Source organism: Pseudomonas ovata (assembly GCF_003131185.1).
Taxonomy (GTDB): domain Bacteria; phylum Pseudomonadota; class Gammaproteobacteria; order Pseudomonadales; family Pseudomonadaceae; genus Aquipseudomonas; species Aquipseudomonas ovata.
Genome location: NZ_QFFU01000010.1, coordinates 83,341 through 95,213, shown reverse-complemented (window position 1 = coordinate 95,213; position 11,873 = coordinate 83,341). Strand labels below are relative to the sequence as shown.

General features: G+C 61.4%; 13 protein-coding genes. 6 read left to right on the top strand and 7 right to left on the bottom strand.

Going from position 1 to position 11,873, the window contains the following annotated elements; genetic code table 11:
• Window positions 1-147: 147 nt before the first annotated feature.
• The 5 genes from DGA31_RS15390 (at window position 148) to DGA31_RS15370 (ending at window position 4,695) form a co-directional block, all read left to right on the top strand.
• Window positions 148-627, top strand: a complete 480-nt coding sequence (locus DGA31_RS15390; RefSeq protein WP_056838877.1) for a GNAT family N-acetyltransferase — start codon at window positions 148-150, stop codon at window positions 625-627.
• A 349-nt stretch (window positions 628-976) separates the two neighbouring features.
• Window positions 977-1,243: a DUF1652 domain-containing protein gene (locus DGA31_RS15385; RefSeq protein ID WP_056838878.1), complete on the top strand. Its 267-nt coding sequence runs from the start codon at window positions 977-979 to the stop codon at window positions 1,241-1,243.
• A gap of 608 nt (window positions 1,244-1,851) precedes the next feature.
• A complete protein-coding gene (locus DGA31_RS15380) occupies window positions 1,852-3,276 on the top strand; it encodes an NAD(P)/FAD-dependent oxidoreductase (protein WP_109513135.1) in 1,425 nt (474 codons plus the stop codon).
• A 172-nt stretch (window positions 3,277-3,448) separates the two neighbouring features.
• The gene (locus DGA31_RS15375; RefSeq protein ID WP_109513134.1) at window positions 3,449-4,384 is read left to right on the top strand and encodes a ketopantoate reductase family protein; all 936 of its coding nucleotides are present in this window, start codon (window positions 3,449-3,451) and stop codon (window positions 4,382-4,384) included.
• 68 nt (window positions 4,385-4,452) lie between these two features.
• Window positions 4,453-4,695 carry a DUF465 domain-containing protein gene (locus DGA31_RS15370; RefSeq protein WP_056838883.1) on the top strand — a complete coding sequence of 81 codons (243 nt, stop codon included), beginning with the start codon at window positions 4,453-4,455 and terminating at the stop codon, window positions 4,693-4,695.
• A 45-nt stretch (window positions 4,696-4,740) separates the two neighbouring features.
• On the opposite strand, the gene DGA31_RS15365 is transcribed toward DGA31_RS15370, so the two are convergent.
• The 6 genes from DGA31_RS15365 to DGA31_RS15340 form a co-directional block, all read right to left on the bottom strand.
• Window positions 4,741-5,364, bottom strand: coding sequence for a DUF3618 domain-containing protein (locus tag DGA31_RS15365; protein WP_109513133.1), 624 nt, complete (start codon window positions 5,362-5,364; stop codon window positions 4,741-4,743).
• Window positions 5,361-5,771 carry a phage holin family protein gene (locus DGA31_RS15360; protein WP_109513132.1) on the bottom strand — a complete coding sequence of 137 codons (411 nt, stop codon included), beginning with the start codon at window positions 5,769-5,771 and terminating at the stop codon, window positions 5,361-5,363. The genes DGA31_RS15365 and DGA31_RS15360 overlap by 4 nt, the downstream gene beginning before the upstream one ends.
• 2 nt (window positions 5,772-5,773) lie before the next feature.
• Window positions 5,774-6,304, bottom strand: a complete 531-nt coding sequence (locus tag DGA31_RS15355) for a hypothetical protein (RefSeq protein WP_109513131.1) — start codon at window positions 6,302-6,304, stop codon at window positions 5,774-5,776.
• A gap of 267 nt (window positions 6,305-6,571) precedes the next feature.
• On the bottom strand, window positions 6,572-6,760 hold the full coding sequence (csrA, locus tag DGA31_RS15350) for a carbon storage regulator CsrA (RefSeq protein ID WP_056838891.1): 189 nt from the start codon (window positions 6,758-6,760) through the stop codon (window positions 6,572-6,574).
• Window positions 6,761-7,324: 564 nt separating this feature from the next.
• On the bottom strand, window positions 7,325-8,677 hold the full coding sequence (locus DGA31_RS15345; protein ID WP_056838893.1) for a GntP family permease: 1,353 nt from the start codon (window positions 8,675-8,677) through the stop codon (window positions 7,325-7,327).
• Window positions 8,678-8,776: 99 nt separating this feature from the next.
• Complete coding sequence (locus tag DGA31_RS15340; protein ID WP_056838895.1) at window positions 8,777-9,268, bottom strand: gluconokinase; 492 nt, start codon at window positions 9,266-9,268, stop codon at window positions 8,777-8,779.
• A gap of 267 nt (window positions 9,269-9,535) precedes the next feature.
• Between DGA31_RS15340 and gntR the strand changes: the two genes are divergently transcribed.
• A complete protein-coding gene (gene gntR / locus DGA31_RS15335) occupies window positions 9,536-10,552 on the top strand; it encodes an HTH-type transcriptional regulator GntR (RefSeq protein ID WP_056838898.1) in 1,017 nt (338 codons plus the stop codon).
• Window positions 10,553-10,555: 3 nt separating this feature from the next.
• Here gntR and DGA31_RS15330 read toward each other — a convergent pair whose 3' ends face one another.
• Entirely contained in the window at window positions 10,556-11,740 is a 1,185-nt protein-coding gene (locus DGA31_RS15330; protein WP_109513130.1) for an MFS transporter, read from the bottom strand.
• Window positions 11,741-11,873: the final 133 nt, after the last annotated feature.

The window sequence follows — 11,873 nt, the reverse complement described above, 5'->3', positions numbered from 1 at the left end:
CAGGTCGCAGGGGGCGTGTCATTTTGCCTGCACGGATTAAAAGTCTGGCGGCTGCCGGGGGGGATATGGTTTATTCAACCGGTGTCACAGGATTTCACACCCCCCGCTGCAGCGCGTGTTCTTCAATTTCTTCAAAAGGTATTCGCAATGTTCCTACATCGTCCCATGGAAGAAAAAGACATCGCCGCCGTCTGTGCCCTTCCTCAGAATCCCGATGAGCTGTTCTACATGTTTCCCCAGGCGGTGTACCCGTTCACCCCGGCGCAACTGCAAGAGTCGCTGGAGCAGCGCTCCGACCCCACCGTGGTCGAGCTGCATGGTGAAGTGGTCGGCTACGCCAATTTTGTGCGTTGCGTGTTTCGTGATCGTTGCACGCTGGGTAACGTCATCATCGCCAGCCACGCGCGTTCCAAGGGCGTGGGGCGTTATCTGATCGCCTGCATGGCCGAGATTGCCTTCGACAAGCATGAAGCCCGTGAAGTGACCTCCTCGTGCTACAACCACAACGTCACCGGGCTGGTGTTTTACTCCAGGCTCGGGTTTCGGCCATTCTCCATTGAAGAGCGGCGTGACAAGCAAGGCGCACCGGTGGCGCTGATTCACCTGCGTCTGACACGGCCGGAATAAGCCCTTGCGTTGCCACCGGATCTGGTGAGTCAGATCCGGTCCGGGGCGGGCCGCTGCGCTTCACATCCCCTGTTCAAACGTTAACAAGTCTTACTCGTCCGGCCGCTAAAAATAAACTGTTTATAAGATGAAACGATTTTCCTTTGTCCGTTATCAAATAAATAACGGGTTGTTCTGCTGCACGTCGAAACTTCATTGCCGGTGCTGCCGCCAGCGCGTATAAGGGTTGAAGTTAACCGCTGCCTGCGGTGGCCGTTGTTGGGCAGGCCCGAGGCCTGTCTGTTATTAACACCAATAAGCGTAAGCGCCGGATGGATGATTCAAGGTGCTCGCAATAAGGAGATAGCAAATGATCGCTTGTGGACTGTCTACGCTCGAACTACGCAGTATTGTTGAAGGTGCTTTTCTGCCGCTCAGTTGCACCTGCACCATTGCGCCGGATCGCTCCATGACCATTCAGATCGCAGAGCCCACCACCGGGCGTGTCGATCTGCTGGTCACCGGCATTGACCTGATGCGCCTGGACAGCAGCCGGGCCATCAATGACCTGGTGGCCGGCCTGCGCGAAGAACTGGACAGCGTCAGCCGTCCCCAGGTCTATTCGCGTCGCGCCTGAAGCACCGCAGCACCTCCGAACACCCTGGTCGACACGGCTCTTGTGTCGACCTGCGGCGTTGCCATTTTATTGGCGTCGGTTTCCGGCGGCCCCGCGCAACACCCATCTAAAAAAACAACCAGGCCGGCGGGCCACGCGTGCCTGTCACGACCGCTTCCCGTTTGCGGAGGTTGGGCGAAATTGATCTGAAAATCAGGGCGTTGCCTAGCACTGCAAGTGTATTCAAGCCCCGGCTGGTTATTTGACACTGTGCCGGAATCTTTGTAACTATCGCGCCCAACACATGGCCTTGAAGACGGCCGCTCAACGCCTTTACCGGTATCACCTCAAGCGCTGTCGCGTGGGGCGGTAGCGTGGCTGCGTATTGTTTGAACTCCCTTTGCTTATTACAGTCACTGCCCGCCCGGTCGGGGGCGTGAGTGTGGCGCAAACGTTTGTCCGTTGCGTTATAACTTTGACAGGCCTGCAACGGGGTTAAAGAAGTTGTGCAACGTGATGATTCACAAGCCTCCACCACAGGAATGTAAGTTGTTGTTTCCTGCATCGGGAACTTGCCCTTCCGATGACGCAAGACAGGAACCTCTTATCAACAGGCCAAGGAAGACACTATGTTTGAAGATCATATGCACGTGACGTGTGCCTGCGTTGTCGGTGGCGCAGGGGTGGCGGGCATGGGCTTTCTGTTCAATGCCTTGAAAACCGGAACGCTTGCCGAACTGGCACGCAATGGCCTGATCATTGTCGACGCCAGCGAGACCCCGGGCATCGGCAGTCTTGGAAATTACTGCATCACCGCCAATTCGGTGGGCGATGTGTTCATCGATTGCCTGCGCGACCCGCGGCTGGCCGACATTTTCGAGCCGCTGGAGTATTCGCCGGCCTATTGGCGCATTCGTCGCCAGGCCAACAGCGCGCCACCGCTGGCCGAGGCCGGGGAACTGATGGCCGAGGCTTCGCAATTGGTGCTGCGCCATATTGTCCAGCACTATGGCGTCAGGATCTGGCACAGCACCACGATCACCGAAGTGATCTGGCAACCGGGTCAACTGTGCCTGCGGGTCGAGACCGCCGGGTACGAGCGGCGTATTCATTGCCAGGGCCTGGTGCTCAACCTGGGCGGTCGCCAGGACCCCCGGCATCTGGTCGAGCACCTGGCTGCACAGGGGCTGCACCTCTCACGATCAGCCCGGATCCTGGGCTCGGACGCCATCTTGCGCATGAATGCCGTGCAGTTGCGCGAGCAACTGATGCCCTTCATTGCCAATGGACAACGCATCAGCGTGATCGGCGGTTCGCACAGTGCCTTTTCAGTGCTGGAAAATCTGGCCGATGCGCTGGAGTTCGCCGGCTTGCGTGAAGTGACCCTGATTCACCGCACCCCGATCCGGCTTTTCTACGAAACGGTCGAGCAGGCGCAAGAGGAAGGTTGCCAGTTCGACCCGCAACAGGATGTGTGCCCGCTGTCCGGACGGGTCAACCGCTCGGGCGGGCTGCGCTACCGGGCGCTCGACATTGGCCGCGAAGTGCTGGCCCGTTCACGTATCGGCAAGACCGGCGTCGGCGTGCAACGCATGCAGACACACCAGGGGCCGCCGGGCGATCTGGAGCGGGCGGCGCAGGCCCTGGCTGAACCGGGTGCGGTGATCCAGTGCACCGGTTATCAACCCGTACTGCCTGTACTCAGCCACGCCGACGGTACGCCTGTCGAGTTGCGCCAGGCTCGCGGTGGCCTGGATTCCGATGCCAACGGTTGTCCGCTGGACCAGCAAGGGCGGCGGCTGGATGGCCTGTACCTGTTCGGCATCGGCTCGGGGCTGGCGGCCGATCCGCAGTTGGGCAGCGAGCCGTCGTTCGAAGGCCGTATCTATGGCGTCTGGCAATTTCACCATGATGCCAGCCGTGTGGTGATCGAGGCGTTGCAGGCGCGGTTGCGACGGCTGGCCTGTGCCGCGGATCATCCCCGGCAGACCCTGATCCAGGTCCTGGATGAGCGCATGCACCTGTTGCTGCCAGGCCTGGCCGGCAAGCGCTGAGCGCGCTTTAGCCGGTGCAGTCCCCTTTGTCCCGTACAGTCATCAGGCTGTCGGGATTTTTTTTGCGTCATCTATTCTTGTACGCGTTGAACTTCATCGTCCGATGCCTATCGATTGAGGGCATCAAGTCCGATGCACGCCATTCGGATCAAGCCAGGGAGAGCCACTTCATATGCGCATTCTGATGGTCGGTGCCGGTGCAGTAGGCGGTTACTTCGGTGGCCGGCTGCTGGAAGCCGGTCGTAATGTCACTTTTCTGGTGCGGCCACGCCGCGCTGAAAAACTTGAGCGCGACGGCCTGCGGGTGCGCAGTCCGCACGGCGATATTCATTATCCGTCACCGCCGTGTGTGCTGGCCCACCAGTTGACTACACCCTTTGATCTGATCGTGCTGACCTGCAAGGCCTACGACCTTGAAGAGACGATCAACGATTGTGCGCCGGCAGTCGGACCGGGCACGGCGATCCTGCCGCTGCTCAATGGCATGGCTCACCTGGACCGGCTTGTCGAGCGCTTCGGCCCTCAGGCCGTGCTGGGCGGGCAATGCCTGGCATCACTGGATCACAATGCCGATGGCGTGATCCTGCACCTGGGAATGCATCATCAATTGCGTTTCGGTGAACTCAGCGGCGCGTCCAACCAGCGCATCCTGCGGGTGGCTGAAGCGCTGGCCGATGCCGGTTTCGACGCCAGTTTCAGCCAGCACATCTTGCAGGACATGTGGGATAAGTGGTGCTTTATCGCCACTCTGGCCGCCGTGACCGGTACCCTGCGTGCCGCGCTGGGCGATGTGCTGGCTGGCGGCGGCGAGCCGCTGTTGGTCGCGACCCTGCAAGAGTGTGCGCAGATTGCCCTGGCGGCGGGTCATCCTTTGAGTGCCCAGGCGCAGCAGCAGTGCCTGGCAATGCTGACCACACCGGGTTCGACCTTGAGTGCTTCATTGCTGCGTGACATCGAGCGTGGTGCGACCACCGAAGGCGAGCATGTGCTGGGCGACCTGCTGGCGCGTCGTCAGGCGCTGGGTGTGGCGCCCAGGGGATTGTCGATGCTTGAGGTGGCGTGTATCCATCTGCGGGCCTTCGAGGTACGACGCCGGCGTGGAGGTTGAGCCTGGCTGGCTGACACCCTGTGGCCTGCTACCCTTAGGATTCCTTTTCATCCGATGGAGGCCGATTCATGCCAGTCAAACATGATCTGTACGCGGATTTGCATTTGAGCAGGGAAGACGTCATGGCGCGTGGCAAGCGCGACGAGCGTCTGCAGCAGTTGCTCCATGAGTACCAGCAAGCCGATGATGACGTCATCAAGGCCGAAAAAGGACCGGCAGGCGGCATCGGTGACGAGGAACTGAGAAAGCTCAAGGAGCATCGGCTGTTGGTCAAGGACCGCATCGCTGCCCGGCTTGAGGCCGCCGACTGAACCAGGCCGTGCGCGGCCCTGCCAGTGCAGGGCCGCTGCCCTGGTTCAACCCAGACCCGCCGAGGTGGTTTGCAGCGGGTCGTGCCTTGTCCACTTGCGCTCGACCGGCGGCAGGCTCCGGCCCAGAGCGGCACCCAGCGCCACGGCGATGCCTGCCAGGACCAGCGGCTGCTGATGCGCCAGATCACTCACGCCGGTCTGCAGGCGTTGGCCCTTGATCTTGAGTGTGCCTTCGGCGCTGCCTTTGTCAGGCGTCAGCTGACGGGCTTTTTCCTTCAGGCGCGAAGCCGTGGCCTGCACCTTGCCCTTGACGTTATCGACGCTGTCGGCGAGCGGTTCAAGCAGTGAGCCGGATGAGCCGCCGGCACGGGGCGAAGTGTTGCGCTGGCCGACCACCAGCCAGGCCACGCCCACCGACATCAACAGCGTGGGCAGCGGGTTCTGCCGCACGCTCTGCCCCAGGTTGCCGACAAACTCCCCACCGTTTTGCCGCGTATAGGCCAAGGCCTGATCGATCCATTGGCCGGGTGACATCTTTTTCTCCAGGGCATCGACGATCTGGCCGATGCTGGAGCGCTGGGCGTCGACTTCACGCTCCAGTTCTTCAGGGCTCTTTTGCCCGGGATCGGTGGCCTGGGCGGCGGTGTCAAACGTGCTGTCGTTGCTCATGATGCTTTCCTCTGGAGGGTTTGCTTGTCCTTGTTCAAGGCCTGGGCGGTGCGTTCAGGCGTCAGGTTGGAAAGGTCGAACTGGCGGTTGCCGGCCTTGAGCAATACGGCCCCTGCAATCATCGCCGCGATGCCGACGACCAGTGCGGCCAGCCACAGCGCGATGTACCAGGCCAGGATCTGCACCACGGCCAGCAAGACCACCACGAGACCGGCGAGCAACAGCACAATGCCACTGGCGATCGAGCGGGCGCCGTTACGCGTGGCCACCAGCGATTCGCGCAATTCGGCCTTGGCCAAGGCCATTTCCTTGCTGACCAGCAGTGGCACTTCATGGGCCAGTTGGCGCACCAGTCCCAAAACCGACGTGTCGCTGTCGGGACCTGGCGTGTTTAGAGAGTCGCTCATCGTCAGACTCCTTTTCTGGAGGATGCAGGAAGGTCCGGAACGGGCCCGGTAGTGGGCACGCCCGGGTCGCTGAGGTCAGCCGTACTGGCAGGTCCGGGCGGCACGCTGTTGTAGGCCATGCCGGCGGTTTCCTGAGCGGGGGTCGAAGGCATGGCCAGATCGGACGATTCTGTAGCCGCGCCGGGTCCAGCCTGTGGACTGTCGGTCCTGAAGGTACGTGACAGCGCAAAGCCCAGCGCAACACTGCCCAGCATGAACAGCGTCGGGTTGTCTTGAGCCATCTTGACCGCCTGCTGCAGCGCCTGGTCGGCATTCTGGTTGCGCAGGTTGTCGGCCAGGTGCGCAATGCGCTCGGCCAGTTCGTCGATATAGCCGGCCAGGCTCTGGGTATCGCTGTCTGCCGGGGCGGGCGAGGAGGCGAGCCGATCGCCGCTGGCAGCGGTTTCAGCGTACAGCGGGTCCAGCGGGTCCCGGATCAGGGAACCCTCTTTGCGGGCAGTGTTGCCCGCAGACGTTTGGTGGGTGTTTGCCATTGTCATTCACCGTTCGGGTTGACGGATAAAATGCGCGGCTCACTGCACACAACGGGCGGGCATCGAACAGGGTGTTCGCTTCAGATGGACTCAAGGGGAAGCGCCGGCGTTCCGGCAGAATGACCAATGGCCTGCCGGGCGGGAACCGCGACAGCAAGCCGATAACACAAATGAAAACGGCACCCTGGTGGGTGCCGTGATGCCATCCACCTGTTCAGGCAGTGCCGTTCGGGTGGATCGCTTGAATCAAGGGGGGAGCGCCAGGAATTATTGGGAGTTCTGGGTCGGGGCCAGTTCTGCCTGGATACGCTTGTAGATTTCTTCACGGTGCACGGAAACGTTTTTCGGTGCATTGATGCCCAGGCGTACTTGCAGCCCTTGAACACCAAGAATCGTCACGGTGATGTCGTCACCGATGTTTATGCTTTCGCCTACTTTGCGAGTGAGTATCAACATAATCTTTTCCTTGATGGCCTCTTGTAACGCCTCTATCAAGAGGCTGGCGTTTGCCTTTGCGTGGTGATTGTTGCCGAGTGCATCCAAATGCGTCCATCAGTATGACGTTGCAGCGGTGAATTTAATTCCCTCGGTTCATTACCCTGTCACCTTGATTTGCATCAACACAGTCAGGAGTGGACCAATTCTGCCCGTTTTATCCTGTAAATGCCCGTATTTACTGGTAAATGCTGCAAAAAGCCCTGATTGGATCCAGATTGACATGATCACTGCGCACGCATTGCAATGTAGGACACTGCACCTGATTGCGTAGTCCCTCGCCGACTTTCAGCGTAGGCGTTTGCACGCATCATTGCCTGAGGTTTCTGATAATTCAATTGGAAGAAGGTGATATCAGGTAGGAAACAGCGATTATGCAGGCGTTTGAACAGCGCGATCGAGCGGGCAGCACACAGGGGTGTGCGCCAGTCGACAAGAACAGAGTGTGTTGTTGAGCAAGTGTGCGGCTGTCGGAGGAATTGTCCGACAGCCGCCAGGGTGCAGTAGAGGCGTGAGGCGGAGGCTTTAAAGCAGGGTCGAGAGCAACATGATGAAGATGATGCCGACCACCGAAAGAATGGTTTCCATCACCGTCCAGGTCTTGAAGGTTTCGCTGACCGTCATGTTGAAGTACTGCTTGACCAGCCAGAAGCCTGCATCGTTAACGTGCGAAAGAATCAGCGAGCCGGCGCCAGTGGCCAGCACCAGCAGCTCACGGTTGACCCCTGGCACCATGCCGACCACGGGTGCGACGATACCGGCACCGGTGATGGTCGCCACGGTGGCGGAACCGGTGGCGATACGGATCACCGCCGCCACCAGCCACGCCAGCATGATCGGGTTGAGTTGCGCCTGCACGGCCATGTGACCGATCACATCGCCCACGCCGCTGGCGACCAGCATTTGCTTGAAACCACCGCCGGCACCGACGATCAGTACAATGGCGGCCACCGGCGTCAGGCTGTGGTCGAGCATTTTCATGATCTGCGAGCGATCAAAGCCGCGTGCTGCACCAAAGGTGTAGAAAGCCAGCAGCAGGGCCGCGAGCAGGGCGGTGATCGGGTGGCCGATAAAGTCCATCCAGATACGGAAAATGTTGTTTTCTGCCAGCACGACGTCAGCAAAGGTCTTGAGCAGCATCAGAAACACCGGCAGCAGGATCGTCACCAGCGTGATGCCAAAGCCGGGCAGGTTCTGGGTATTGGATTCCTTGGCGATCTGGTCCATCAGCTCTTGCGAGGGGCTGCCAGGGATGTATTTGGAAATCCACTTGCCATAGATGGGGCCGGCGATGATGGCGGTCGGCAAGGCGACCAGCAGGCCGTAGAAAATGGTCTTGCCAATGTCGGCACCGAAAATGCCGATGGCCAGCAGCGGGCCCGGGTGTGGCGGTACCAGGCCGTGTACGGCCGAAAGACCGGCCAGCAGCGGGATGCCGATCTTGATGATCGACACGCCGGTGCGCCGCGCAACGATGAACACCAGCGGGATCAGCAGCACGAAGCCGATTTCGAAGAACAGCGGGATGCCCACCAGAAAGGCGGAAAACATCATTGCCCAGTGCACCTTCTGCTTGCCGAAGACGCGGATCAGGGTCTGGGCAATCTGGTCGGCACCGCCGGAGTCGGCCATCAGTTTGCCCAGCATGGTGCCCAGGCCAAGAATGATGCCGACAAAGCCCAGCACGCCGCCGAAGCCGTCCTGGAATGCCTTCATGACCTTTTCCACCGGCATGCCGCTGGTCAGGCCGAGAAAGCCGGCTGCCAGGGTCAGGGCGACAAAGGGGTGAACCTTGAATTTGGTGATCAATATCACCAGGCCGACGATCGTAACCAGCGCGTCGACCAACAGGTAGGTCTCGTGGGTCATTCCGAACATGAGTGTTCTCCGGTTGTCATTATTTTATGGAGCGGTTGGGCGTGTGAGTGTTCATTTAAGGTAGCGCTGTCTTTTGCGCCCAGGCGTCTGGCCCGAGCGTTAGCCCTGTCGTGAAGCCTGCCACCAGTCGGCGGCCTGACGGCCAATATCCTCAAGGCTGTGGCGGGCATCGACCACCAGGGTGCGCGGTTCGCCATCGGGCTTTTCCAGCGCGGCAAACTGGCTGTCGACCAGGCTGGCAGGCATGAAATGGTCAGGCCGTTGGGCGCAGCGCTGGCGAGCCATTTCCGGGGACAGTTCGAGAAATACGAAGCCCAGCTGCGGTACGGCTTCACGCAGGCGCTCGCGATAGCGGCGCTTGAGCGCCGAACAGGTCAGCACCGGGCGTTCGCCACTGGCCACGGCGCGGGCCAGTTCTTCCCCCAGGCGCGTCAGCCAGCCGGCGCGATCGTTATCGTCCAGGGCAATGCCGGCGCTCATCTTCTCGATGTTGGCAGCCGGGTGAAAACTGTCGCCTTCGATCAGGCGGCCTTCAGCGTGGTCGGCAATACGCTGGCCGACCTCACTTTTGCCGCAACCGGAAACGCCCATGATCACCAAGGCAGAAATAGCAGTCGTATCTGTTGTCACTGTGGCCATCCTTGCTGAAGACAGCGCTGTCTTTCGCGCATTGGGCGTAAGACCAGCTGAACTGTTCCAGCGCTTGTCGTTGTTTTTGTAGGTAATATCCGCATCGCGCATCTCCGTGTGCCTGGCAGGCAGCAGGTGAGAGGCGCAATTCATTGCCACGGGCGATGAGATAGCGCTACCTTAGTGCCGCCCCGGCACCTTGGCAACCCCTCTTTCAGTTGGCAACACATGGCACGCATTGGTTCCCGCTCCACTGGCCGTCCGACCCTCAATGAAGTGGCGCACCTGGCCGGCGTTTCTCCCATCACCGCTTCCCGGGCTTTGCGCGGGGTGGCTACCGTGGCCCCGGCGCTGGCCGAAAAGGTCCAGGCGGCCGCCCAGCGGCTGGGTTACGTGGCCAACCCGGCAGCCCGGGCGCTGGCGTCTTCGAGCAGCCCGACCGTAGTAGTGCTGGTGCCCTCGCTGTCCAACCAGTTGTTCATCGAGACCCTGGAAGCGATCCAGAATGTGTTGCGCCCACGCGGGCTGGAAGTGGTGATCGGCAACTACCACTACAACCCCGCAGAAGAAGAAAAGCTGTTGCGCAATCATCTGGTCAACCGCCCGCGCGGCATCCTGCTGACCGGGCTGGACCACACCCCGGCGGCGCGACGCCTGCTGGCCGCCAGTGAGGTGCCGTGCGTGCACATGATGGAGCTGGACATTACCGAACAGGCGCACTGCGTCGGTTTTTCCCAGCACCAGGCCGGTGCCGAAGCGGCACGGCACCTGCTGGCGCGCGGGCGTACACGCCTGGCCTACATGGCCGCGCAGCTCGACCCGCGGGTGTTGCAGCGAGGTGCCGGTTTTCGTCAGGCGCTGGTCGAGGCGGGCCTGGACGATCCGCAATTGCACGTCATGTCACCGTTGCCTTCATCCATCGGCCTGGGCTGTGAGTTGTTCAGCCAGTTGGTCGAGGCGCACCCCGACGTGGATGCGGTGTTCTTCTGCAACGACGACCTGGCCCAGGGCGCGGCGCTGGAAGCCTTGCGCCGGGGCATCGATATTCCGGGACAGGTGGCGCTGGTGGGGTTCAACGACTTGCCGGGGTCGGCCCATATGGTGCCGCGCCTGACCTCGATTCGCACCCCGCGTGAGGCGGTCGGCCAGCGGGCGGCGCAGATGCTGCTGGCGCTGATTGATGAGCAGACGCTCGAAACCCAGGTTGACCTGGGTTTTGAGCTGGTGGTACGCGAGAGTTCTTGAGGATCACCGCCTGGTCGCGAACAACAGCAGTGCCAGCGCCGGGAGTACCGCGCCGGCCAGGGCAATGCCGCTCCAGGCAAACGACTGGTAGAGCATGCCGGCCAGTGCCGAACCGAGGGCGCCACCCAGAAAGATACTGGTCATGTACAGCGCATTGAGCCGCCCGCGGCTGGCCGCGTCCAGGGCGTAGACCTCGCGCTGGCCCAGCACCATGTTCATCTGCACTGCAAAGTCCAGCAGGATGCCGGTCAGGGCCAGGCCCCACAGGCTGGCGCCGGGCTGGCTGACACCGATCAGCATGGCCAGTGGCGCCAGGGCCATGGCCACCTGCGAGGCGCGGCGGGTGTGGCCGGCATCGGCCAGGCGTCCGGCAATCGGCGCGGCAATGGCGCCAATGGCACCGACCAGGGCAAACACCGCAATCTGGCTTTGCGACAGGCCGTGCGCCTGCATCAACTCGATGGGCACAGCGGTCCAGAACAGGCTGAAGGCCGCAAACATCAGGGCCTGGTACAGCGAGCGCTGACGCAGCAGCGGATAACGGCGCAGCAGGGTCAGCAACGAGCCCATCAGTTGGGTGTAGCTGGCGCGGTGCTCAGGCAGGCGACGTGGAATGAGCAACGACAGCAACGCAATGATCCCCAGCATCACCAGCGCCGCGCCCATGAACATGATTCGCCAGCCGAAATGATCGGCCACCAGGCTCGACAGGGGCCGCGCCAGCAGAATGCCCAGCAGCAGGCCGCCCATGATCGACCCTACCACCCGGCCACGGCTGTGTTCCGGCGCCATGTGCGCGGCCAGGGGAATCAGCATCTGCACGGCCACCGAGCTGAAGCCGATCAACAGCGACAGTGCCAGGAATACGCCACCCTGCTGACTGAGTCCGGCCAGCAACAGGCTGACTGCGGCGACCAGCGAGGTGCAGATCATCAGCTTGCGGTTTTCCACCAGGTCAGCCAGCGGCACCAGAAACAGCAAGCCCAGCGCGTAGCCGATCTGCGTCAGCGAGACAATCAGGCCGGCGCTGCCGGCGCTCAGGTGCAGGTCGGCGGCGATCAGTCCGACCACCGGCTGGGCGTAGTAGATGTTGGCGACGATGGCGCCGCAGCAAAAGGCGAATAGCATCACCAGCAGGCGCGACAAGGTGTGTGGGGGCGAGGCGGGGACAGCAAGGCTGGCATTCATGGCGGTGGCTCCGGCAAGGCGTGAGTGAACAGTGCCATGAAGGTTAGGTTTTGCGTGAAGTGGAGAGAATCCGTGCAAGGCGCAACACAGCATTGCGCCTGGCGCAAAGGCGTCATGCATCCACATCCTGGGG

Bases quoted from the DNA above. Each gene is read 5' to 3' on its own strand.
- DGA31_RS15355 (WP_109513131.1), bottom strand. From the start codon at position 6,304: ATGGCAAACACCCACCAAACGTCTGCGGGCAACACTGCCCGCAAAGAG.
- DGA31_RS15330 (WP_109513130.1), bottom strand. From the start codon at position 11,740: ATGAATGCCAGCCTTGCTGTCCCCGCCTCGCCCCCACACACCTTGTCG.
- DGA31_RS15345 (WP_056838893.1), bottom strand. From the start codon at position 8,677: ATGTTCGGAATGACCCACGAGACCTACCTGTTGGTCGACGCGCTGGTT.
- DGA31_RS15385 (WP_056838878.1), top strand. From the start codon at position 977: ATGATCGCTTGTGGACTGTCTACGCTCGAACTACGCAGTATTGTTGAA.
- csrA (WP_056838891.1), bottom strand. From the start codon at position 6,760: ATGTTGATACTCACTCGCAAAGTAGGCGAAAGCATAAACATCGGTGAC.
- DGA31_RS15370 (WP_056838883.1), top strand. From the start codon at position 4,453: ATGCCAGTCAAACATGATCTGTACGCGGATTTGCATTTGAGCAGGGAA.
- DGA31_RS15390 (WP_056838877.1), top strand. From the start codon at position 148: ATGTTCCTACATCGTCCCATGGAAGAAAAAGACATCGCCGCCGTCTGT.
- DGA31_RS15375 (WP_109513134.1), top strand. From the start codon at position 3,449: ATGCGCATTCTGATGGTCGGTGCCGGTGCAGTAGGCGGTTACTTCGGT.
- DGA31_RS15360 (WP_109513132.1), bottom strand. From the start codon at position 5,771: ATGAGCGACTCTCTAAACACGCCAGGTCCCGACAGCGACACGTCGGTT.
- DGA31_RS15380 (WP_109513135.1), top strand. From the start codon at position 1,852: ATGTTTGAAGATCATATGCACGTGACGTGTGCCTGCGTTGTCGGTGGC.
- DGA31_RS15365 (WP_109513133.1), bottom strand. From the start codon at position 5,364: ATGAGCAACGACAGCACGTTTGACACCGCCGCCCAGGCCACCGATCCC.
- gntR (WP_056838898.1), top strand. From the start codon at position 9,536: ATGGCACGCATTGGTTCCCGCTCCACTGGCCGTCCGACCCTCAATGAA.
- DGA31_RS15340 (WP_056838895.1), bottom strand. From the start codon at position 9,268: ATGGGCGTTTCCGGTTGCGGCAAAAGTGAGGTCGGCCAGCGTATTGCC.